18 protein-coding genes are annotated in these 21,599 nt (G+C 44.3%); 12 read left to right on the top strand and 6 right to left on the bottom strand.

Annotation, left to right across the window (positions count from 1 at the left end):
- Positions 1-50: 50 nt before the first annotated feature.
- Positions 51-1,295, bottom strand: coding sequence for an ABC transporter permease (locus ACFQ2O_RS08980; RefSeq protein ID WP_377526043.1), 1,245 nt, complete (start codon positions 1,293-1,295; stop codon positions 51-53).
- 135 nt (positions 1,296-1,430) lie between these two features.
- On the opposite strand from ACFQ2O_RS08980, the gene ACFQ2O_RS08985 reads away from it, so the two are divergent.
- Positions 1,431-2,696 (top strand): asparagine synthetase B, encoded by a 1,266-nt coding sequence (locus ACFQ2O_RS08985; RefSeq protein ID WP_377526047.1) that lies wholly within the window; start codon positions 1,431-1,433, stop codon positions 2,694-2,696.
- A 55-nt stretch (positions 2,697-2,751) separates the two neighbouring features.
- On the opposite strand, the gene miaE is transcribed toward ACFQ2O_RS08985, so the two are convergent.
- The 3 genes from miaE to lpxK form a co-directional block, all read right to left on the bottom strand.
- Complete coding sequence (gene miaE / locus ACFQ2O_RS08990; protein WP_377526051.1) at positions 2,752-3,360, bottom strand: tRNA-(ms[2]io[6]A)-hydroxylase; 609 nt, start codon at positions 3,358-3,360, stop codon at positions 2,752-2,754.
- A gap of 111 nt (positions 3,361-3,471) precedes the next feature.
- A complete protein-coding gene (locus ACFQ2O_RS08995) occupies positions 3,472-5,400 on the bottom strand; it encodes a putative porin (protein WP_377525991.1) in 1,929 nt (642 codons plus the stop codon).
- A 44-nt stretch (positions 5,401-5,444) separates the two neighbouring features.
- Positions 5,445-6,491, bottom strand: coding sequence for a tetraacyldisaccharide 4'-kinase (gene lpxK, locus ACFQ2O_RS09000; protein WP_377525995.1), 1,047 nt, complete (start codon positions 6,489-6,491; stop codon positions 5,445-5,447).
- Between the two features lie 73 nt (positions 6,492-6,564).
- On the opposite strand from lpxK, the gene ACFQ2O_RS09005 reads away from it, so the two are divergent.
- The 11 genes from ACFQ2O_RS09005 to groL all read left to right on the top strand — a co-directional run bounded on the left by ACFQ2O_RS09005 (position 6,565) and on the right by groL (position 18,814).
- Complete coding sequence (locus ACFQ2O_RS09005) at positions 6,565-7,665, top strand: Nif3-like dinuclear metal center hexameric protein (protein WP_377525999.1); 1,101 nt, start codon at positions 6,565-6,567, stop codon at positions 7,663-7,665.
- 3 nt (positions 7,666-7,668) lie between these two features.
- Positions 7,669-8,400, top strand: coding sequence for a zinc ribbon domain-containing protein (locus ACFQ2O_RS09010; protein WP_377526003.1), 732 nt, complete (start codon positions 7,669-7,671; stop codon positions 8,398-8,400).
- A 192-nt stretch (positions 8,401-8,592) separates the two neighbouring features.
- Complete coding sequence (locus tag ACFQ2O_RS09015) at positions 8,593-9,924, top strand: DUF3808 domain-containing protein (RefSeq protein WP_377526006.1); 1,332 nt, start codon at positions 8,593-8,595, stop codon at positions 9,922-9,924.
- Positions 9,925-9,932: 8 nt separating this feature from the next.
- Positions 9,933-11,225, top strand: a complete 1,293-nt coding sequence (locus ACFQ2O_RS09020; RefSeq protein WP_377526009.1) for an anthranilate synthase component I family protein — start codon at positions 9,933-9,935, stop codon at positions 11,223-11,225.
- Positions 11,226-11,397: 172 nt separating this feature from the next.
- Positions 11,398-12,828, top strand: coding sequence for a tRNA (N6-isopentenyl adenosine(37)-C2)-methylthiotransferase MiaB (miaB, locus tag ACFQ2O_RS09025; protein WP_377526013.1), 1,431 nt, complete (start codon positions 11,398-11,400; stop codon positions 12,826-12,828).
- 89 nt (positions 12,829-12,917) lie between these two features.
- Entirely contained in the window at positions 12,918-14,207 is a 1,290-nt protein-coding gene (locus ACFQ2O_RS09030; RefSeq protein WP_377526016.1) for a sigma-54 interaction domain-containing protein, read from the top strand.
- On the top strand, positions 14,191-14,718 hold the full coding sequence (gene lptE, locus ACFQ2O_RS09035) for an LPS assembly lipoprotein LptE (RefSeq protein ID WP_377526019.1): 528 nt from the start codon (positions 14,191-14,193) through the stop codon (positions 14,716-14,718). The genes ACFQ2O_RS09030 and lptE overlap by 17 nt, the downstream gene beginning before the upstream one ends.
- A 29-nt stretch (positions 14,719-14,747) precedes the next feature.
- Positions 14,748-16,211 carry a hypothetical protein gene (locus ACFQ2O_RS09040; protein WP_377526022.1) on the top strand — a complete coding sequence of 488 codons (1,464 nt, stop codon included), beginning with the start codon at positions 14,748-14,750 and terminating at the stop codon, positions 16,209-16,211.
- Between the two features lies 1 nt (position 16,212).
- Positions 16,213-16,596 carry a preprotein translocase subunit SecG gene (gene secG / locus ACFQ2O_RS09045; protein ID WP_377526025.1) on the top strand — a complete coding sequence of 128 codons (384 nt, stop codon included), beginning with the start codon at positions 16,213-16,215 and terminating at the stop codon, positions 16,594-16,596.
- A gap of 247 nt (positions 16,597-16,843) precedes the next feature.
- The gene (gene groES, locus ACFQ2O_RS09050; RefSeq protein WP_377526028.1) at positions 16,844-17,134 is read left to right on the top strand and encodes a co-chaperone GroES; all 291 of its coding nucleotides are present in this window, start codon (positions 16,844-16,846) and stop codon (positions 17,132-17,134) included.
- Between the two features lie 45 nt (positions 17,135-17,179).
- Entirely contained in the window at positions 17,180-18,814 is a 1,635-nt protein-coding gene (gene groL / locus ACFQ2O_RS09055) for a chaperonin GroEL (RefSeq protein ID WP_377526031.1), read from the top strand.
- Positions 18,815-18,909: 95 nt separating this feature from the next.
- On the opposite strand, the gene ACFQ2O_RS09060 is transcribed toward groL, so the two are convergent.
- Positions 18,910-19,527: a hypothetical protein gene (locus tag ACFQ2O_RS09060; protein ID WP_377526035.1), complete on the bottom strand. Its 618-nt coding sequence runs from the start codon at positions 19,525-19,527 to the stop codon at positions 18,910-18,912.
- 397 nt (positions 19,528-19,924) lie between these two features.
- Positions 19,925-21,367: a peptide MFS transporter gene (locus tag ACFQ2O_RS09065; protein ID WP_377526038.1), complete on the bottom strand. Its 1,443-nt coding sequence runs from the start codon at positions 21,365-21,367 to the stop codon at positions 19,925-19,927.
- Between the last annotated feature and the right edge of the window lie 232 nt (positions 21,368-21,599).

Genomic DNA, 21,599 nt, shown 5'->3' on the forward strand with positions numbered 1-21,599 from the left:
GCCCGCTGCACTAGTGCAGCGGGCGCTCTTCTTATACTTGCCCATGGCTATTATTCGTAACGCAACGATTCGATCGGATCAAGTTTAGACGCTTTAAAGGCGGGGTAATAGCCGGAGATTACGCCTACTACCACACAAATTGTGAGTCCGGAGATAACCCATACCCACGGCACAAAAAATCCGGCTCCTTCTGCTATAAGTGCGGCAATGGCGTTGCCCATCATTATCCCCATCAGCACCCCGACAATGCCTCCAAGCAGGCAGATGACAATAGCTTCGATTAAAAACTGCTGACGAATTTGGTGAGCAGTTGCTCCCAGCGCTTTACGCACTCCAATTTCACGTGTCCGTTCATTAACTGAAACCATCATAATGTTCATCAGGCCAACCGAAGCTCCCAGCAAAGTAATAAGCCCTATTACCGCACCTCCAATTTTTAAGTAGCCGGAAATCTCATCTAAACTCTGCACCAGCGAGTCCGACCGTCTTATTTCAAAAGAATCCTCCTGCCCCAAAGCATCCTGGCGTATACTACGCATCCTGCCTGTCGCTTCCCCCATCACATAGGTTAGCTCTTCCGCTTTATAGATACCGGTTTTAATGCTGAAGTTTAACTGCGTATTCCCGGCTCTGGGAATCTGTCGTCCAGTTTCCAAAGGAATAAGTATACGCCTGTCGCTGCTGCCGCCCATACTGCTTCCTGCTACCTCCAACTTACCTATCACCTTAAACCGTCTGCCCAAGAATGTAATATATTTTCCAACCGGGTCCTGGTTTTTAAAAAGTGTAGTGGCTATTTCATTTCCGATGATGGCCACATTCGTGCCCTGCTCCTGTTCAAAAGTAGAAAAATCGCGTCCCTGCTCCAGGTTCAGGTTGTTGTTCAGCATGTAGTTATCATCCGCTGCTACTACACTTATATTGGGATTGGTTTTCTCAGTTTCACTTTTCACCACCGTTGCCCCTGATACAAATGCAGACAGGCTCACGCGGGCTTCATCCCCCATCATGTCTTTATAGCTTTTGGCTTGCTCATAGGTTATCTCCGGGTAAACCTTCTCGGCACGCCCCTGTTGGTTTCCACGGTTGTTGTTTCCTTTTCGCCGGATATCGAAAGAATTGGCGCCCAGGTTAGAGAAAGTCTGCGTGAGCGAGTACTTCATGCTATCCACAGCAGTTAAAATGCCTACCAGCGACATGATGCCAAAGGCAATAATTAAACCTGTAAGAACCGTGCGGAGCAAATTTCCTTTTATGGCTCTAAGACTTTCACGTATATTTTCGAGTAGATTCATCTGTGGGAAAAGATGTGCGCTTTTGTTATCTTTTGCGTTAGTATAAAAAACCGGCAGCAATGCTTCTAAGATAGCGGCATTTTCTGAAAGATGGAGCAGTTTTATACATTTCATGACATTTTAAAGACGAACATGATGTTTTTCCGTACCACCGCACTTTTACTTTGCCTCCTGATGCTGCATTTGCCTGCCTGGGCAAGCACTATTCTGGTGCCGATGGATGAGTTGCAGAAAGATCACCTGAAGTCTTACGGTGCCGCCTACTGGGTACTGGGCAAAAACCAACCAGTAGACTGGCTGTTGAATTATCGTGGCGGAAGCTTTGCCTTTACACATATGCCACAGCTGGAGAACGAGCTGATTGTGCGCGGCATCAGCTACAATGTAATTTCAGATGCACAGTACAATAGTATACTCACTGAAATAAGCAACCCTGAAGCAAACATGGACATCATGAAGCTGGAGAAGCTACCTAAAATAGCGGTTTACTCTCCTAAAGCTAAAATGCCCTGGGATGATGCCGTGACATTGGTATTAACCTATGCTGAAATTCCCTATGATGTAATCTACGACAAAGAGATTATACTTGGTGACCTGCCAAAGTATGACTGGCTACACCTGCACCACGAAGATTTTACAGGCCAGTACGGGAAGTTTTATGCCAGTTATCGCCACTACCCCTGGTATCAGGAGCAGCAAGCTGACGCCGAGGCATCGGCTACGGAATTAGGTTTTCAGAAGGTATCGCAGCTAAAACTGGCTGTTGTAAATAAAATAAAAGAGTTTACAGCCGGAGGAGGTTTTCTTTTTGCCATGTGCTCGGCTACTGACACTTATGATATAGCTCTAGCTGCCGAAGGTTTGGATATAGTGGAAGCGATGTATGATGGAGACGCCGCCGACCCTAATGCCCAAAGCAAGTTAGACTTCAGTAAAACATTTGCCTTCAAAGATTTCAAAATCTCCAGAAACCCAATGGAGTATGAGTACTCCAATATTGATATGCAGCCACAGGAGCGGCCGGTAACAGAGGCTAACGATTATTTCCAGCTTTTCACCTTTTCGGCCAAATGGGACCCTATCCCCACTATGCTCACACAGAACCACGCAAAGACTATCAAAGGATTTATGGGGCAAACAACAGCTTTCCGCAAGACACTCGTAAAGCCGGAGGTAATCATTATGGGCGAGAATAAAGAACTTGGGGAGATTCGCTACATGCATGGCACCTACGCCCGCGGCACCTGGACCTTCTATGGCGGCCACGATCCGGAGGATTACCAGCACCTGGTAGGTGAAGACCCAACCGATCTTGCCTTACACCCAAACTCTCCCGGCTACCGCCTTATACTTAACAACATACTCTTCCCGGCAGCCAAAAAGAAGAAGCAGAAAACTTGATTGAGCTGAGAATTATGAGTTGATTTTAACTCATAATTCTCAACTCTTAATTCTTTTAGTGCATTCGGTCTGCGCGGGGTTTCAAGTTGCGGACGATTTCTGCCTCGATAGCCAAAAGTTCTTTCAGGCGCGCATCTACTTCCTCAACCGGCATGTATTCTTTTGCTAATTTAACAAAGCTTACGTAGTGGCCAGCCTCTGAAACCATTAGCTCATAATAAAACTTTTGTAGTTCTTCGTCTGCAATGTTTTTCCAGAGAAGCTTAAAGCGCTCACAGCTGCGGGCTTCGATCAAAGCATTCACCAGCAGATGATCCATCAGCTGGCGCTCTCGCTTATCGCCTTTACGGATATGCTTCGCCAGCTCTACCACATACTCATCAGGTCTGTTGCGCCCCAAACCGTAGCCACGCTTTTTAAGCTGCTCCAGCACACGTTCAAAATGGCTCCACTCTTCGGCTACCAACTCGGTCATCTCCTCCACTAAGCGCTCCTTGTCGGGATACTTAACTATAAGAGAAATAGCAGAGGTGGCAGCCTTCTGCTCACAGTAAGCATGGTCCACCAGAATTTCCTCAATATTCTTTTCGGCAATATTTACCCAGCGCGGATCAGTTGGCAGCTCCAGGCGAAGTATGGTTTTAGTTGGTTGTGTTGTAGACATCATTATACTGGTAGAGGGATGAAGTATAAGCCCGAAAGAACCAAACATTTTTTATGGGCTTAGCTTCCAATGGATTGAAAAAGCTTGTTCCTGTTATTTTAGCTAAGTGATTTAGTCGAAAAAGCGCCACTGCAGGCCGAAGACAAAGCTGCGGCGCAGGCCTGGATAGTATGGGGTAATGAAGTTTACCGGCTCCGTCATCCCGTAGTTGACATGGCTCATCTTCAAAAAAACGTTCACTGTTTTGATATCTGCATTCAGAAAAACATCAATTACAGGATAGGCCTGCACATTAAACCCATTCTGGACAAAGAACTGCTGCGTTACCGGCATATAGCCGTAAGCGTAATAGTCGCTGTTGATAGTGCCTTGAATGCCTAACTGCGTATAAAGAGCCCCTTTGAAAAGAGCGCCTTCTACATAGGCTTTTGACTCCCATAGCCACTCCGGTATTCTGATTTTATCAGCTTCGTCCGTATTGGTATATGAAACAAAGTTTTCAAAATGAAGAGGCCCAAAATAGATGTTATGAGATAAGTTTGCTCCCCAGAAACGCTGATTACCACCTGCACGTGCTACTTCTGCCTTCTCGTTAAAGTATACCCAGCGTTTGATGTTAGTATAGTTGGCATTAAACTTTACATACTGTCGGTTTCCAAGCTTCTGGTTTAATCCTGTTTCAATACGATCTACAACGATATTTCCAAAGTCATTATTCCATCTAAAATGATTGCTCAGCATATACTGCTGCACCAGCGATGGCGAGAAAAGCACGCGTTCTAAGGATGCATAAGCCCCTCCCACCCGTGCCATACCTTTTATGCGGTAATCGCCTGCCAGCTGATATTCTGCATTACCGATCAGCTCTGCAAAATCTTTATAGAACAACCTTATACTTCCGCCTATAAATACCTGGTTAAATTTATCTTTGTTTGAGATGGGTTTAAACACATTTCCGGTAGCCAACAGACTATCAGACAGCCCCTGTAAAGAATCGATAGCCGAGTAAAGTATATTCGCGTTTCTTACCTTAACGTATGCTTTATAGAATGACAGTTTGTTGTTTCCGGTCAGGCCAAAGGTGTTTTCCAATTGCTTATATTCTGTAGCATCTTCTGTACGGGTTCTGCTGTAGTAGAAATGCGGATAGATGTAGGAGCTGCTATCTGCCAAAACCGCAGGAATGCCATTATCTGTATACTCGTTGCGCTGCCGGAAATAATCCAGGGTATGGTAAACCTTTAAGTTCTCTTTTGCAATTTTATAGATATGCGTAAGGTGCAGGTTGTTCCTGGACTCTTCATTTGCCGCTTGTGTCAGGTTTACGTTCTCCTCTTCGTAGCTATCCAGGTCGTTTTGGGTAAAATCATTTTCGCCCGGCCTGATGCCCCCGGATTCAATCTGCTCTACTTTCATAAAAGTATAATTGAAAAAAAGATCATACTTTTCATTTTCAGAGCGATAGTGACTAAAAGCTTTGACAGCCTGATTATCTATGAGTCCTCTGGTTCTTCTTTCCTGAGATGCCGGGCCTATTTGCTGATCAGCAGATAAAATCTGATAGGCAACGCCAAAATTCCATCGAGGAGTAATGTTGCGCGTGTGCAGTGCTTCAAACACTTGCTCACCTATGCCACCCTGCACATAATACAGATGTGTATAGGGCGAGCGCGTGTTGTAGTAGTTTAAGCGTTGCGGATCGTAGGCATAACGGTCAAATATATTTTTACCTAGCCTAACCCCAATCTGATTCGGCATTTGAAACAGCATGGGTGTAGCTGCGGTGCCTACGTTACCCAGGTGCTGGTAAAAAGTGGTGTCGTTATACCAATAGCGCTCATTCTGAATATTATTCAGAGATGTATCGATAGGCAGTTCAGCATAGTTTCCTTCCAGTACGTTTTGCTCATAAAGTTGTAACGTGGTCTTAGGGCTGTAAAGCAATCTGGTAGAGTCATCGATTATCTGGGCATGAGCTGTTCCGTTTGCCAGTAGCAAAAGAAACATTGCAAGTATAAAAGCGGATATTCTTCTTTTCACGTTACAAAAATAGTGTTTTATAATAATTTCATGCAGCCCTTGCACTACCTAAACTCCTCCACATGCTGCACAATAAGTTGGTCAAACTTATCCTGTTCAGCCAGAAACTGTACTTCTATGGGCACATAAAAGATTGGAAGCTGCGCTGTCTGCTCCTTTAGGCTTGCATCTGTGAGTTTAACGGCGTCCTTACGGGTAGTTAGTATAATGGCCGCCCTATAAGCCGGCTTCTGTAGCAGTTTGTGCAGTTCCTCCAGGTTTTCAGAAGTATAATGGTGATGATCCGGGTACGCCTGGTGCTCCACCACCTGATATGCCTGAGATGCCAGGTATTTCTTGAGCGGTTCTGCATTGGCAATTCCGGTCAGCAGCACAACTTCTGTAGCCAACGTTTTGGAAGAGCCGATAGCCACTGGTTTGCCATAAGCAAATGTGGAGAAAAAAACAGGCACATCAGCGGCAGTATACTTATACACCTGATGCTTTACCTGCGCCATTGCTTGCTCATCCATACCAGGTGCGCATTTACTCACTACAATGATATCGGCACGGTTAGCTCCACTCCTTGATTCGCGTAATCGCCCGGCTGGAAGCACTAAATCTTTGTAAAATGGCCTGTTGATATCGGTAATTAACATATTCAGGGATGGCTGAACCGGACGGTGCTGCATGGCATCATCCAGTACGACAACCTGCAGATCAGGCACCTTTGTCCGTAGCTCTTCAATACCCTTCACGCGTTTCTCGCATACAGCCACCTTTACATCCTTAAAATCAGCAAAGTATTGGTAAGGCTCATCCCCTATCAGCGATGGCGTTGCTTGCGCATCAGCAAGTATAAAACCTTTGCTTTGGCGCTTGTACCCCCTGCTCAGCGTAGCCACTTTATACTGCTGTAGCAAACGCAGCAGATACTCTACATGTGGCGTTTTGCCGGTTCCGCCTACTGTAAGATTGCCAACCGCTATGACAGGCAGCTCAAAGCTTCTGGACTGCATGATGCGCTGGTCGTAGAGGTAGTTACGCAAACGCGTTATACCTTCATAAAGCGCTGCAAAGGGCCGTAGCAGTATTTGTGCTGATTTATACATAGTTTGTAACGAAAGCAAAGTTAAACTAATTTTAACGTGCCTACGCAAATCACAGAACTGAAAGAATGAAACTATGGCAAAAATACAAGAAGTAACGAACCTACTGGAGCAAGTGGCTCCCTTAAGCTACCAGGAAAGCTACGATAATGCCGGGCTGCAGACAGGTGATGCAAACACAGAGGTAACCGGTGTGCTGGTAACGCTGGATTGTACGGAGGCGGTGCTGGACGAGGCAATTGCTAAAGGATGTAATTTGGTCGTAGCACATCATCCGGTAATTTTCAAAGGTCTAAAACAACTCACCGGCCGAAGCTATGTAGAGCGAACCATCATCAAAGCCATACAAAACAATATAGCTATTTATGCCAGCCATACTAACCTGGATAGTGTTGTTCATGGCGTGAACACTAAAATTGCGAATAAGCTCAATCTGCAGCAGCAACGCATACTTGTAAACAAGCCGAATACACTGATGCAGCTGGTTACTTTTGTGCCTGTTGCCCAAACAGATCAAGTGCTTGCCGCGCTGCATACGGCCGGTGCTGGCAACATAGGTGCTTACAGTAACTGCAGTTTCAGCGTAACAGGTACAGGCCGCTTTACCCCCTCTAGCCAGGCTACTCCTACTATAGGTAGTGCAAATAAAAGCGAGGAGGTAGAGGAAGACAGGCTGGAGCTTATCTTTCCGGCAAACCTTCAACATAATTTGCTGGCTGCACTTAAAAACGCCCATCCCTATGAAGAGGTAGCCCACTACCTTTATCAACTAGAAAACCATAACCAGGAAGTTGGAATTGGTATTATAGGAGAACTGGAGCAGGAACTAACGGAGCAGGAATTTTTAGCTTACCTGAAAGAGAAAATGCAGCTGCAGGGTTTGCGCTATACCAGCGTTGAAAGTAAAAAAATAAAAAAAGTGGCTGTTTGCGGTGGCTCCGGCAGCTTTCTCATCAAAGATGCGCTGCGGCAGGGTGCTGATGCACTTGTAACCGGAGATGTGAAGTATCATGAGTTTTTCGATGCTGAAAAGCAGCTGATGATTGCCGACATCGGCCATTATGAAAGTGAAGTCTTTACAAAGGAGATATTTTATGACACTATTTCAAAAGTTTTTACTAATTTTGCAGTCTTAATATCGGAAGTAAACACAAACCCCGTCAGATACACTTTTTAATACATGGAAAGTACTGTAGCCAGCAAATTAGAAGCTCTTTCAAAGCTTCAAAGCATCGATTCACAGCTTGATGAAATTAGACGAGTAAGAGGAGACCTGCCTGAAGAGGTGCAGGACCTGGAGGACGAGATCGAAGGCTATGAAGTGAGGGTTCGTAAGTTTGATGATGAGGTAGCAAACCTGAATGACTCTATCGGACAGCGCAAGCAGGCCATCAAAGATTCTGAGAGCCTTATACGTAAGTATGAAGAGCAACAGCAGAACGTACGCAACAACCGTGAGTATGATGCTATCACAAAAGAAGTTGAACTTCAGAAACTGGAAATCCAGATCTCTGAGAAAAAAATAAAAGAAGCACATTACCAGATCGATCAGAAGAAGTCTGAAATCGAAGGAACAAAGCACCGTTTGGAAGAGCGCCGCAAGGACCTTGAGAACAAGCGCAAAGAGCTTGACCTGATTGTTGGTGAGAGCGAAGAAGAAGAAAAGGCATTAGAGAAGGATCGCGATAAGGCTGCTGCTAACATCGAAGATCGTTTGCTAAGCGCTTATTCCCGTATTCGTAAAAACGTGCGCAATGGCCTTGCTGTAGTACCGGTTAAGCGTGATGCTTGCGGTGGCTGCTTCAACACTGTTCCTCCTCAGCGCCAGGCTGACATCGCTGCACAAAAGAAAGTTATCGTATGCGAACACTGTGGCCGTATTCTGGCTGGTGTGGAGCAGCGTGTATACTAGTAAAACTGTTTTATTTTGAGCGTTAATCGCTTGCATACAAATCGAAAAAGGATGGCTAAACCCCATCCTTTTTTTTTGGCACTATGCCTTTCACTAATCAGCATAGCAGCCCTGGCAGCGCCTGCACTATCTCCCCAACAAGAATTAGCCTACCAAGAACTCATAAAGCTAAAAATTAGCCGTGGCAGAGACTTGGCACAAGCCCAACTTAAGCAATCACCTGACAATGCTATTAACATCCTGCTAAACAACTACGCTGATTTTCTGGAGCTCTGTGTGCAGCAAAATACCCGACAATACGACAAACTGCTGGCTGCACAGGAGAAGCGCCTGGAAAAGCTGGAAAAGCTACCAAACACAGATGAATGGGTAAACTATGCTACTACTGAAGTAAGAATGCAGGTTGCCATGAGCAAGTTGTTATTTGGCAATCGCTTATCAGCTGCCTGGGACTTTAGAAAAGCATTTCAGGCATATAGCGAGGCAGCCAAAAGATCACCGGAATTTATACCTTACAAAAAGAATTTAGGTGTGCTGCAAGTGCTCATTGGATCGGTGCCTGATCAGTATAAGTGGTTTCTGAACATTATAGGCTTAAGGGGCAGCGTGCGCCAGGGTATGCAAAATCTGAAAGCTGCTACCACACAAAGAAATCCTTTTCACCTGGAGGCACAGCTATTATACGTTGTCCTGCTGCACATGACAACGCCTGAAAAAGAGCAGTTGGCGCTAAACCAAGCCAGGAGTATCGCCAAAGCCAATAAAGACAATCTGCTTGCTACTTTTGTAACGATGCACCTGCTAAAAAAAAGCAAGCAAGGTGAAGCTGCACTGGCAGTTTATAACACCAAACCGGTTGGCTCGGCTTATACACTGTTTCCCTATCTGCACCACATGGCAGCCGATCTGTTTTTATACCGAAGCGACTTTGAAAACTCTATCAAAGAAAACAACATTTTCTTAAAGCAACATCAAGGAAAACACTACCTTAAATCGGCTAACTTCAAGTTATACTTGGCTTATGCACTAAGTGATCATGCCCCACAAGCAGCCTGGTATTTGCAACAGGTACCCCAGGTGGGCCTGGCAGAAGTGGAGGAAGACAAATATGCTGCGTGCTATTATGAGAAGCAGGAACAACTTATAAAGCCCCTGATGAAGGCCCGCTTATTTACTGATGGTGGTTATTTCGAAGAAGCACTTGAGGAACTTAGCGCATTGCAACTAAATGGCGCAACACCTCCGGCCGTACAGGCAGAGTATTATTACCGTAAGGCACGTATTCTTCATGGGCAGGATTCTTTGAGCCAGGCAATTCTTTTCTACAGACAAACCCTTGCCTTATGCAAAGGCACTGATTTATACTTTGCCCCGAACGCAGCCCTTCAGCTTGGCTATATCTACGAAGCGCTTCATCAACCTCAGCAAGCAAAAGCATTTTACAAACAGGCCTTAAGCTTTAAAAATCATGAATACAAAAACAGCATTGATGCCAAAGCCAAACTGGCGCTGTCTACAATGTAAAGGAGAAGATGTTTAAGACAGAGATAAAACAAGAAGACATACCTGTAAGCCTGGAAGAATTCAGGCTAAAGGCATTGGCATGGGCTGACACCTTTCCCCTTGTTGCTTACTACAACCCTAACAGCATCCCCTATCCACACGATGGATTTAGCCACCTATTAGCTGTATCTAAAGGTGACGTTCTGAAACTTGACGAGGCACATGCACTTTTAAGCCTCAAAAAGGAATTGCAAAAAAAGCAACAACTACTATGTGGTTACTTAGGGTACGATCTAAAAAACCAGATAGAAGAGCTACAAAGTAATCAGCGTGATGAGCTAGGATTCCCAGTGTTAACATTTTTTGCACCAGAAGTATACTTATACTTTAACAGGAACAGTATAAGCATCTATAATACTGAACATAACACACCATCTATACTATCCGATATACTTGCTACTTCTCCCCTTCAACCTGCTCAGCCACAAAGTATACCAATGCAGCAACGTGTATCAAAAGAGAAGTATCAGCAACAGGTGGAACAGGTACGGCAACATATTTTAGAGGGTGATGTGTATGAGCTGAACTATTGTATGGAGTTTTATGCAGAAGACGTTAAAGTATATCCACTGCCCTTATACCTGGCGTTAAATGAAGTGTCGCCTACACCTTTCTCTGGTTACTTAAAGCTCCACGACAAATACCTGATGTGTGCCTCTCCTGAGCGCTTTCTCAAGAAAGAAGGTCAGCGGCTTATTTCGCAGCCAATTAAAGGTACAATAAGGCGCGGACTTACACCGGCAGAAGACAAAGCCCTACAGCACCAGTTACGGCACGATGAAAAAGAGCTGGCGGAGAACATGATGATCGTAGATCTGGTGCGAAATGACCTAAGCAGATCCTGCGCCACCGGAACCGTGCAGGTAGAGGAAATGTTCGGGATTTATGGCTTCCGACAGGTATCACAAATGATTTCCACAATTGTAGGAGATCTAAGGCCCGAAAAAGATTTAGTGGATGCTTTGACAGGAGCATTCCCCATGGGAAGTATGACCGGTGCCCCAAAAATAAGTGCGATGCAATTGATTGAGGAGCTGGAAGACACTAAGCGCGGTTTGTACGCTGGTGCGTTCGGCTATATTACAGCCACCGGAGACTGTGACTTTAATGTAGTTATCAGAAGCATGCAGTACAATGCCAGCAAAAACTATCTGAGTTTTATGGTAGGCAGTGCCATTACTTATGATTCTGATCCTGAGCAGGAATACGAGGAATGCCTGCTAAAGGCGAAAGCTATACTTCAAGTACTAGGCTCTAGATAAGTGCAGGATATTGCAGCGGTAATTACCTAGCTTGAATTATGCAAAATTTCACCTCTTCTCCTATGGAGATTGCTTCTGTGGTAATAAAAAGCGCATAAATAGTGAAAGCGTCTGCCATTCTGTCACGATTTTGATAACATTATAGTATATTTGCAGCTGTAATAGAGGTAATATGGAGCCAATACTAGATTTAGATTTTATAGACAATCGCACGCCAGAGCAAGCGGCGGCATGTGATACACACGTTACACAAGAAACCAATACAGGTAAAACACGCAAACTGTACATTGAGAGCTATGGCTGTGCCATGAACTTCTCGGACAGTGAGATTGTGTCTTCTATCATGCATGAGCAGGGTTTTGACACCACTTCTGAAATAGAACAGGCTGACCTTGTATTTCTGAACACATGCTCTATCCGGGAGAAGGCTGAGCAGACAGTGCGAAACCGCCTGGCTCAGATTAACTATCATAAAAAGAAAAAGCCATCCATGATGATTGGTGTGCTTGGCTGCATGGCTGAGCGACTAAAGAAATCATTGCTGGAAGAAGAGAAAATAGTTGACTTGGTTGTAGGCCCAGATGCTTACCGCGACCTGCCAAACCTGATAAGTGAAGTAGATGGTGGCCAGAAAGCAGTGAACGTCCTGCTATCCCGCGAGGAAACGTACGCAGACATTAACCCGATTCGCCTGAACAGCAACGGTGTAAGTGCCTTTATTTCTATCATGCGCGGCTGCGACAACATGTGTTCTTTCTGCGTAGTGCCTTTTACGCGTGGCCGTGAGCGTAGCCGCGATGCACACTCTATTATTCGTGAGGCAGAGGCTTTGGTAGCACAAGGATATAAAGAAGTTACTTTATTAGGCCAAAACGTTGACTCCTATAAATGGGCATCAGAAGATGGTACTGAAGCCGTAAACTTTGCCCAACTGCTAGAAAAAGTAGCCTTGGTTAGTGCTGATCTTCGTGTCCGCTTCTCTACCTCTCATCCTAAAGACATAACTGATGAGGTGTTGTATACGATGAAGAAGTATGACAACATCTGTAAGTACATTCACCTGCCAGCGCAGAGCGGTAACTCCCGTGTGCTGGAACTGATGAACCGCACCTACGACCGTGCTTGGTACATTAACCGTGTAGATGCAATCAGAAGCATTCTTGGCGAGTCGTGCGGCATCTCTTCTGACATGATTGCTGGCTTCTGTACTGAAACCGAGGAAGAGCACCAGGATACCTTATCTCTAATGGATTACGTGCAGTACGATTACTCCTATATGTTCTTCTATTCAGAGCGCCCGGGTACTTTGGCAGCACGTAAATTCGAGGACGATATTCCACTGGAGGTAAAAAAACGTCGTCTGGATGAGATCATTAACAAGCAACGCGAAACGTCACTGGCACGCAATAAGCATGATATTGGTAAAGTGCACCGTGTGCTGGTAGAGAACTTCTCAAAGAAATCAGCCGAACAACTTAGCGGCCGCAACGACCAAAATAAAGTAGTTATCTTTGATAAGAAGCACTATAAGAAAGGTGATTATGTGAACGTCTTTGTTCATGATTGCAGTGTAGGCACCCTTTTTGGCGAGGCAGTAGATTAATATATTGCTCCTACCCAATGTGCTGGTTTTTTGTAGACCTGAAGCACAGGCAAAGCAGCAGTATGTTACCTCTTTAGCACATTAAATTCATGCGCAACATCGATTTACAAAGTATAAAACAGCGCTTCGGTATAATAGGCAATTCTCCCCTGCTCAACTATGCCATTCAGGTAGCAGCTCAGGTAGCTCCTACTGACATGACTGTTATGATAACTGGTGAGAGCGGCAGCGGTAAAGAATCTTTTTCCAAGATCATACACCAGCTAAGCCCTCGCAAACACGGCCAGTTTATTGCGATCAACTGTGGTGCTATACCCGAGGGAACCATAGATTCTGAGCTTTTCGGACATGAGAAAGGTTCTTTTACTGGCGCGCAGGATGCCAGGAAAGGCTATTTTGAAGTAACCGACGGTGGCACTATTTTCTTAGATGAAATAGGAGAAATGCCTTTAGGAACACAGGCACGCTTGCTGCGTGTGCTGGAGAATGGAGAGTTTATCAAGGTAGGTTCTTCTAAGGTGCAGAAAACAGATGTTCGGGTGGTAGCCGCCACTAACGTAAATCTGATCAATGCCGTGGAAAAAGGAAAGTTTCGGGAGGATCTATACTATCGCCTGAATACTGTTCCGATAACCGTACCGCCTTTACGGGAACGTGGAGATGATATCTACCTGCTGTTCCGGAAATTTGCTGCTGATTTTTCTGAAAAGTACAAAGTACAGCCCATCATGCTTACGCCAGAGGCTATCCAAAAGCTGCAGGCATTCCGTTGGCCGGGTAATATCCGTCAGTTGAAGAATATCGTGGAGCAAATTTCAGTGCTGGAGTATGAGCGTGAAGTAAGTGCTGATACTTTGCAACGTTACCTGCCTACTGCACAAGGCTCTATGCTGCCGAGTATAATTGCAAAAGAAAATGGTGCCGAAGGTCAGTTTTCAGAGCGAGACCTGCTATACAAAGTGCTTTTCGATATGCGCCGCGACATGTCTGACTTGAAGAAGCTTGTCTTCGAGATGCTCGCACATCAGCCAGATGATGAGGACCTCCTACGCGAGCATGGGCACCTGTTCGAAAACATAGAAGCTCCCTCTGCCTACAACGGGCGGGGTTATCAACCTCAGGAGCAAGTACAGAAGGAGCCGTACTACCTGCCTATCAAGCATGCTCATGCTGGCGAACAAGCTTATGAGGATGAAAAAGTAGAGGATATTGCCCACGAAACAGAAGAAGAAAGTTTATCTTTAGAGGATAAAGAAAAAGAGCTGATCTTAAAGGCACTTAAGAAACACCACAACAAGCGCAAGTATGCCGCTCAGGATTTGGGCATTTCGGAGCGTACGCTATACCGCAAATTAAAGCAGTATGACATTGAAGATTAAGACAAAAGCACTCGGCTATACACTGGCTCTGTTGCTGCTGGTATGCAGTGGCTGTGGCATTTATTCCTTTAGCGGCACAACTATATCTCCTGATATTAAAACGATTTCTATCCAAACAATAGAGAACAGCACAGGTGAAGGCCCCTCAAACCTGACACAGGTGGTAACTAATAACCTTATTGACTACTACCGCCGCAACACAAATCTTGCTATTGTGCAGGGCGAAGGCGACTTGCAGATAGCAGGTAATATTGTTAGTTTTACTTATTCTCCGGCAGCTATTCAGCGTGATGGGCAACAGGATATTGCCTCTCTAAACCGGCTTACACTAGGAGTGCAGGTGCGTTTTGTAAATACAAAACAGCCTGACAAAGACTTTGACAGAACTTTCACGATTGCACAGGATTTTCCGCAGAACCTGGACGTTACGCAGCTTAGTACTGCTCAAATCGAGCAGCTTACAAACCAACTGATCCAGGATATCTTTAATAAAACAGTGGCAGATTGGTAATGTCGACATACATAAACTAGAAGGCCAGCATGAATAAATCAGCTTTTCTACAACTAATACAGCAGGTAGCTAATATCTCCGACCAACAAACAGAAGAGTTGGAAAAGGTAGCCGCTACCTTCCCCTATTGTCAGACGGCACACTTACTGCTGGCTAAATCTGCCTTTGATAAAGGGAGCATGCTTTCTACGCAGCGGCTGCGCAGAGCCTCGGCTTATGCCACTAACAGGCAACTACTTAAGCAGATAATTTATACTTCTCCAATTGCTGAGCCTGTATTTGATGAGTCTGCAGTAGAGGCTCAGGTTACTCCACCTACTCCATCACCGGAAGTATATCCTCTTCTGGAAACCTATGCGGAACCGCAGGAAGAAACTATTACTGTAGATGAAGCTGCATCACAGCCATACCTTGAAGCACTTACGGAAGAGCAGTATAGCGAAGAGGACTCTGCAACAGTGACATTGTATGAGTCAGCTGTGGAAACTGATAGTTATTCAGAACAAGAATCTCAGCAAGACTTAACGCTACCTGAAGACGAACTTACAGTAGAAGCAGAAGAAGCTGAGTTTGAACAGCCAGAGAACCTGGATAAATTGCCGGCAGATCATAACTTTTTAGAGCAGCCCATGGAGAAGCTCGACTCAGAGCTAGCCCTCCTGCTGACTATACGAAGCCTAAGCCCGTCTTTTACCGATTTACTGGCCCAGAAGCCTGACAACGAAGCTACTGAAGCAGCAAGCACGACAGAAGCAGAAATAACTCCGCAGGACACTGAAGCTGCGCTTCCTGCACAAGATTCATCCCCTCTTCAATCATCTGCACAGGCTTTGCCTGTTTTAGGCGACGAAGAGTCTGACACCCATATAGCACCAGAGGTAATTTCTAATAGCTACCCTCTTGCTGAGGATGAATTGCCCTACAGCATTGCTGCTGAAGTTGATACTGAGGATAATTTTGAAGAGGTAGTTGCGGAAGCAACAATAGCTCCTGAAGAAGCAGAAGTTAAGTATGCCTTCGATGAAATCGATCAGATGTACCAGCAGGACATTCTTGGGTATTGGATGGCATCAAGTCGCATGGGAGAAGTATTGCAGCTTAAAGACGAGCAGGAGATTACACGGGAGCGTCCACAAGGCTTCTCACCTGAATTGATACTGGAGTACAGTAAAACACATGAAATACTGAAGCAGGAAGCCCCTGCCCAACCATCGCTTCACGCGCAGATAGATTTAATCGATCATTTCCTGAAGCTTAACCCACGGCTCAAAGCGATGCAGCATGTAAAGATGAAACCGGAGCCACAGGAGGACCTATCGTTAAAGAGCACGAAGATAAAACGCGGGATTGCCTCCGAAAGCCTGGCCAACATCTTTATCAAACAGGGCAAAGAGAAAAAAGCCATTAAAATATATGAGCAGCTCATTTTGAAAAATCCCGAAAAAAAGAGTTACTTTGCCGAACAGATCGAAAAATTACAAAACCTAAGCTAACATGTATATCGCCCTTATTAGTATCATTATCTTTATTTGTGTGCTGCTTGTATTGGTTGTGCTTGCACAAAATCCTAAGGGAGGCGGACTCTCCAGCCAGTTTGGCGGTAACACAAGCCAGCTAATGGGCGTTAAGCGCACCGGAGACCTCCTGGAGAAACTTACCTGGGGCTTCGCAATTGCTTTAGTTGTGCTTACCTTAGGTACGCACATGGTTCGTGAAAACGGCACTGACACTGTTAGAAGCGTAAACGAAGAGCGTGCACGTCAATCTCAGTTACCAGCCGCACCAGCAGGCGCTTTGCCTGGTGTGGTAGATTCTACTGCTGCTATCCCTGATGCAGCTGACATTCCTGCCATGATTGATACAGCAACTGCTCAATAAGCAAAAGCATTCAATTTATACAAAGCCGATCCCCAGGATCGGCTTTTTTGTTTTAGACACCACATAAGCCTGACATATTTGCAAAATCTGATTCTATACCTGACACTTAATGTCACAGATGGCAGACCTAAAAGCGCTTTAAACTGTAAAAATGGCTTAAATCGACTCTTATCCATACTTGGCACAGGAAATGATAAGGTACAAGTGTTATTACAGATCAAAACAACATAAATAATAACCATAAACTATGTCAATCAACATTAAACCATTAGCAGACAGAGTAATAATCGCTCCTGCTGCAGCAGAAGAAAAAACCAAGTCTGGTATCATCATTCCTGATACTGCTAAAGAAAAACCTCAGCGTGGCGAGGTTGTAGCCGTTGGCGAAGGCAAAGTATCTGATCAAGGTGCCCTAATGAAGCCACAAGTAAATGTTGGCGATTCTGTGTTGTATGGCAAGTATGCCGGAACTGAGATTTCCGTTGACGGGAATGATTACCTGATCATGCGTGAGTCTGACATCCTGGCTATTCTTTAATTTTTAAACTGAACGGTTTAACCTAATCTAAAAAAATCAAAAACTATGGCTAAGAATATCACATTCGATACGGAAGCACGCACCAAAATTAAGGCTGGTGTTGATAAACTGGCTAACGCCGTTAAAGTTACGCTAGGTCCTAAAGGACGTAATGTAATTATCGACAAAAAATTCGGTGCTCCTACCATCACAAAAGACGGTGTTTCAGTTGCAAAAGAAATTGAACTAAGCGACCCTATTGAAAACATGGGTGCTCAGTTAGTGAAAGAAGTTGCTTCTAAAACTGCTGATCAGGCTGGTGACGGTACTACTACTGCTACTGTATTAGCTCAGGCTATCTATACTGCCGGTATTAAAAACGTAACTGCTGGTGCTAACCCAATGGACCTGAAGCGTGGTATCGACAAGGCTGTACACGCCGTTGTGTCTAACCTGCGTTCACAGTCTAAGAAAATCGAGAACTCGTCTGAGATTTCTCAGGTAGGTACTATCTCTGCCAACAACGATGCTGAAATCGGTAAAATGATTGCTGATGCGATGGATAAAGTTGGTAAAGACGGCGTTATCACGGTAGAAGAAGCAAAAGGTACTGAAACTGAAGTGAAAACTGTAGAAGGTATGCAGTTTGACCGCGGTTACCTTTCTCCATACTTCGTTACGAACCCGGAGAAAATGGAGGCTGACTTCGATAACCCTTACATCCTGATCTACGATAAGAAAGTTTCTACTATGAAAGAACTGCTTCCAGTATTGGAGCAAGTAGTTCAGACTGGTAAAGGCTTGGTAATTGTATCCGAAGATGTAGATGGCGAGGCACTTGCTACACTTGTAGTAAACAAACTACGCGGCTCACTTAAGATTGCTGCTGTAAAAGCTCCAGGCTTCGGCGACAGAAGAAAAGCTATGTTGGAAGACATTGCTATTCTGACTGGCGGTACTGTTATCTCTGAAGAAAGAGGTTACAAGTTAGAGAACGCTACCCTGGATTATCTTGGACAGGCTGAGAAAGTTATCATCGACAAAGACAACACGACCATTGTTAATGGTGCTGGAACTAAAGATGATATCGTAGCTCGTATCAACCAGATCAAAGCGCAGATGGAGACTACTACATCTGATTATGATAAAGAAAAACTGCAGGAGCGTCTTGCTAAGCTTTCTGGCGGTGTTGCTATCCTTTACATTGGTGCTTCTACTGAAGTTGAGATGAAAGAGAAGAAAGACCGTGTGGATGATGCTTTACACGCTACACGTGCTGCTGTAGAAGAAGGTATCGTAGCTGGTGGTGGCGTTGCCCTTATCCGCGCTATTGATGCGCTTGAAAACCTGGAGGTTTATAACGCTGACGAGAAAACAGGTGTACAGATTATCCGTACAGCGCTGGAGTCGCCGCTAAGAACTATTGTGTACAACGCAGGTGGCGAAGGCTCTGTAGTAGTACAGGCGGTTCGTGAAGGCAAAGCTGACTATGGCTACAACGCACGCGACGACAGATACGAGAACATGTTTGCGGCCGGTATTATCGACCCAACTAAAGTTACGCGTCTTGCACTTGAGAACGCAGCTTCTATCGCAGGTCTGCTGTTAACAACTGAGTGTGTTGTTTCTGAAGATCCGGAAGAAGACAAAGGTGCTCCAGCTATGCCAGGCGGCATGGGTGGCATGGGCGGCATGATGTAATCAAGCTCCTAACCTATAAATAAAAAGGGCTCAGCTTTTCAGCTGAGCCCTTTTTATTTATAGGTTACCGTAATAAAAGAAATGCTTTAAAGCTACTATTGAATTTCCTTTATTTTAATAGTGATGGCATGAGGCGCCACTTCATCTCCACCAAAGTAAGGATAAAGCTGGTACCCTGCTCCTGCTCCAGAACATGCTCTTGGCATTACCACTTCCTTTCCGTTCATAATGAACCTGTATTGGCTGTCTTCCATCTTGATTTCACAAACAGCTGGCTTACCAATAGGAACGGCATCTAAAAGCTTGTACTGCCATTTTTTGTTCAGGTAAGTATAAGCAAGTATTTCAAGCCTGTTGTTATACCAGCGCCATCCAAAGCGGGCGCTGTTAGTGTGATGACTGGTATTGCAATCAGAAAGGCCGTAAAGTTTATTTATATCTCCTTGATTGTTTGCAGCTATTGTTTTGTAAACCGCTGTACTATCAAAGGTAGCTTCAAACTTTAAGCTACTTGTGCTAAGCTTTTTATAACCATTGTTGTCAGAATAATGAGAACCTTTGGAGATGGTATAAATTGTTTCGCCTAAGCTTTGCGTTTGTGCTACGGTGGCATCAGCTTTTGGTGTCACTTCTGTTATTGTCTCGCATGAAGTAAGGGCACAGCAAAGAAGCCCCAGTGCAGCGATAACACGCACTCGTGAAAGAATATACATGGCTAAAAGTATGATTTGGCTAAAAGTTGTATTTATTACTGCTTTATAAAGTACTAATGTATAGCAGATACTTAAGCAAATCAAATAATATAACTAAAAAAGGTATTATCTAGCTATAATGATATGAAAATATAATAATTATCATAAAACCCGACAGCTTACTGTTGCTATAAACATTCCCTTAACCACGCAATATTATATATACTTGTAAAATATATAAATGACTGTATCATAATTATCCTGTGTTAAGCACACCAGCTCCAACTGCTAAAGCTATTCCTGGTTTAAGTTTAAATCAGGTATGTACTGAGGCAAGCGAGAACAGTTTGTAAAATAAAAACTATAAAAAAAGCCTCCACATCGATTGATGTGGAGGCTTTTTTTCGACAATTTTTAACTAACTGGCTTCTGCCTGTAGCAGCTGGCCTGTTTGCGCTTCTTCTTCATCACCATGCTTATCTTCAGCACCATGCGTAAGTTTATTGATACGCTTAGTTAGGATCATTAACAGGATACCTAACACAATGGTGAAACCAGCGATATACATGAATATCTCTAGCTCACCTTGTTGCTCAGCCCATATACCAATCCAGGAAGCAAGCTTGTTGCCAAGGCCAGTCACTGCAAAGTATAAGCCCATCATAGAAGCTACAATGCGTTTAGGAGCAACTTTGGTTATAAATGAAAGTGATACTGGAGACAAAGCTAATTCACCTATTGTATGGAACATATAAGCAAATATTAGCCAATGTAAAGAAGAGAGCCCGTCTGCTGATGAATTACGTTGTAAAGAGGCAAATACCATAAAAATAAAACCTATACCAAGTATAGCAGTACCTAAACCCATCTTGAAAATAGAAGGGGGATTTTTACCGCGCTTTGCTAACTTGATCCAGACAGCTGCCACAACACCACCCAATGTTAAAATAAAGAAGGAGTTAAGTCCTTGAAGCCAAGCTGTAGGTACTTCCCAGCCAAACACAACACGGTCAGTATAATCTTTAGCATATAAATTCATAAGACCACCTGCCTGCTCAAACGAAGCCCAGAAAACCAGAACAATTATAAAAGAGATGAAGATAACGATGATCCTGTCCCACTCATTTCTATTGAAGCCCAAGAAACCTCCGCGAGCTGCAGTTTCCTCTTTTGTGAAGATACGGTCCGTGCTGCTTTCTTTTTTAGTTAAGTTCCCTACACCTTTCAGGTATTTACGGCCCCAGATAAATACTACCTGGCCTAATATCATACCAAAACCAGCTAAACTAAAACCATAATGCCAGCCATACTTTTCACCTACTAAGCCTACAATTAAAGATGCAAGCAAAGCACCCAGGTTGATGCCCATGTAAAAGATTGTAAAGCCTGAGTCCCGGCGGCTATCTCCTTCTTTATAAAGGCCACCTACCATGGTAGATATGTTTGGCTTTAAAAGTCCGGTGCCTGCTACAATTAAACAAAGAGCTGTATAGAATGCCCATTCAGGCGGATAAGCCATTAATAAGTGACCAGCTACTAAGGTAAAGCCGCCTATGATTACAGCGTTTTTCTGCCCAAGCACCTTATCGGCAAGTATACCGCCAGGGATTGACATCAGGTAAACAAACATGGTGTAGGTGCCATACAGCTCTAAAGCCTCAATGTTGCTCCACCCATAACCGCCGTTTGTCTGCGATACCAGAAACAAAACCAGTATGCCGCGCATACCATAGTAGCTAAAACGTTCCCACATTTCAGTGAAGAACAAAATCATCAAGCCTTTCGGTTGCCCAAAAAAAGTACCTTGCGATTCTATAAAGCTGGGAGCTCGCCCCCCAGAAATGTTCTGATGTGTTGACATAAAATTGATTAGTCTCTATGAAATTCTTTGAGCATTTAAGTCTAAAAATACATGCATGATTTGATTAAAACAAATTTGATTAAAGCACTCAAACAATTGGCAAGCGCTTTTTAGACCTCTGCCAAAGTGGCCTATAGGCTTAAACAGTAAACTTAACATGCAGGTAACAAAAGTTTAAACCGTTGTTTTTAAGTAGAAATAGAAATGTATCATTCACTAAATCAGGACGTAC

It is taken from the genome of Pontibacter rugosus, assembly GCF_042678745.1.
Classification (GTDB): domain Bacteria; phylum Bacteroidota; class Bacteroidia; order Cytophagales; family Hymenobacteraceae; genus Pontibacter; species Pontibacter rugosus.

What these genes read in the sequence shown, in the direction of transcription:
- ACFQ2O_RS09030 (WP_377526016.1), top strand. Translation starts at nt 12,918, where the DNA reads ATGCGCAACATCGATTTACAAAGTATAAAACAGCGCTTCGGTATAATA.
- ACFQ2O_RS09010 (WP_377526003.1), top strand. Translation starts at nt 7,669, where the DNA reads ATGGAAAGTACTGTAGCCAGCAAATTAGAAGCTCTTTCAAAGCTTCAA.
- ACFQ2O_RS09065 (WP_377526038.1), bottom strand. Translation starts at nt 21,367, where the DNA reads ATGTCAACACATCAGAACATTTCTGGGGGGCGAGCTCCCAGCTTTATA.
- groL (WP_377526031.1), top strand. Translation starts at nt 17,180, where the DNA reads ATGGCTAAGAATATCACATTCGATACGGAAGCACGCACCAAAATTAAG.
- ACFQ2O_RS08985 (WP_377526047.1), top strand. Translation starts at nt 1,431, where the DNA reads ATGTTTTTCCGTACCACCGCACTTTTACTTTGCCTCCTGATGCTGCAT.
- ACFQ2O_RS09020 (WP_377526009.1), top strand. Translation starts at nt 9,933, where the DNA reads ATGTTTAAGACAGAGATAAAACAAGAAGACATACCTGTAAGCCTGGAA.
- lptE (WP_377526019.1), top strand. Translation starts at nt 14,191, where the DNA reads ATGACATTGAAGATTAAGACAAAAGCACTCGGCTATACACTGGCTCTG.
- ACFQ2O_RS09005 (WP_377525999.1), top strand. Translation starts at nt 6,565, where the DNA reads ATGGCAAAAATACAAGAAGTAACGAACCTACTGGAGCAAGTGGCTCCC.
- miaB (WP_377526013.1), top strand. Translation starts at nt 11,398, where the DNA reads ATGGAGCCAATACTAGATTTAGATTTTATAGACAATCGCACGCCAGAG.
- ACFQ2O_RS09060 (WP_377526035.1), bottom strand. Translation starts at nt 19,527, where the DNA reads ATGTATATTCTTTCACGAGTGCGTGTTATCGCTGCACTGGGGCTTCTT.
- secG (WP_377526025.1), top strand. Translation starts at nt 16,213, where the DNA reads ATGTATATCGCCCTTATTAGTATCATTATCTTTATTTGTGTGCTGCTT.
- groES (WP_377526028.1), top strand. Translation starts at nt 16,844, where the DNA reads ATGTCAATCAACATTAAACCATTAGCAGACAGAGTAATAATCGCTCCT.
- lpxK (WP_377525995.1), bottom strand. Translation starts at nt 6,491, where the DNA reads ATGTATAAATCAGCACAAATACTGCTACGGCCCTTTGCAGCGCTTTAT.
- ACFQ2O_RS09040 (WP_377526022.1), top strand. Translation starts at nt 14,748, where the DNA reads ATGAATAAATCAGCTTTTCTACAACTAATACAGCAGGTAGCTAATATC.
- ACFQ2O_RS08980 (WP_377526043.1), bottom strand. Translation starts at nt 1,295, where the DNA reads ATGAATCTACTCGAAAATATACGTGAAAGTCTTAGAGCCATAAAAGGA.
- miaE (WP_377526051.1), bottom strand. Translation starts at nt 3,360, where the DNA reads ATGTCTACAACACAACCAACTAAAACCATACTTCGCCTGGAGCTGCCA.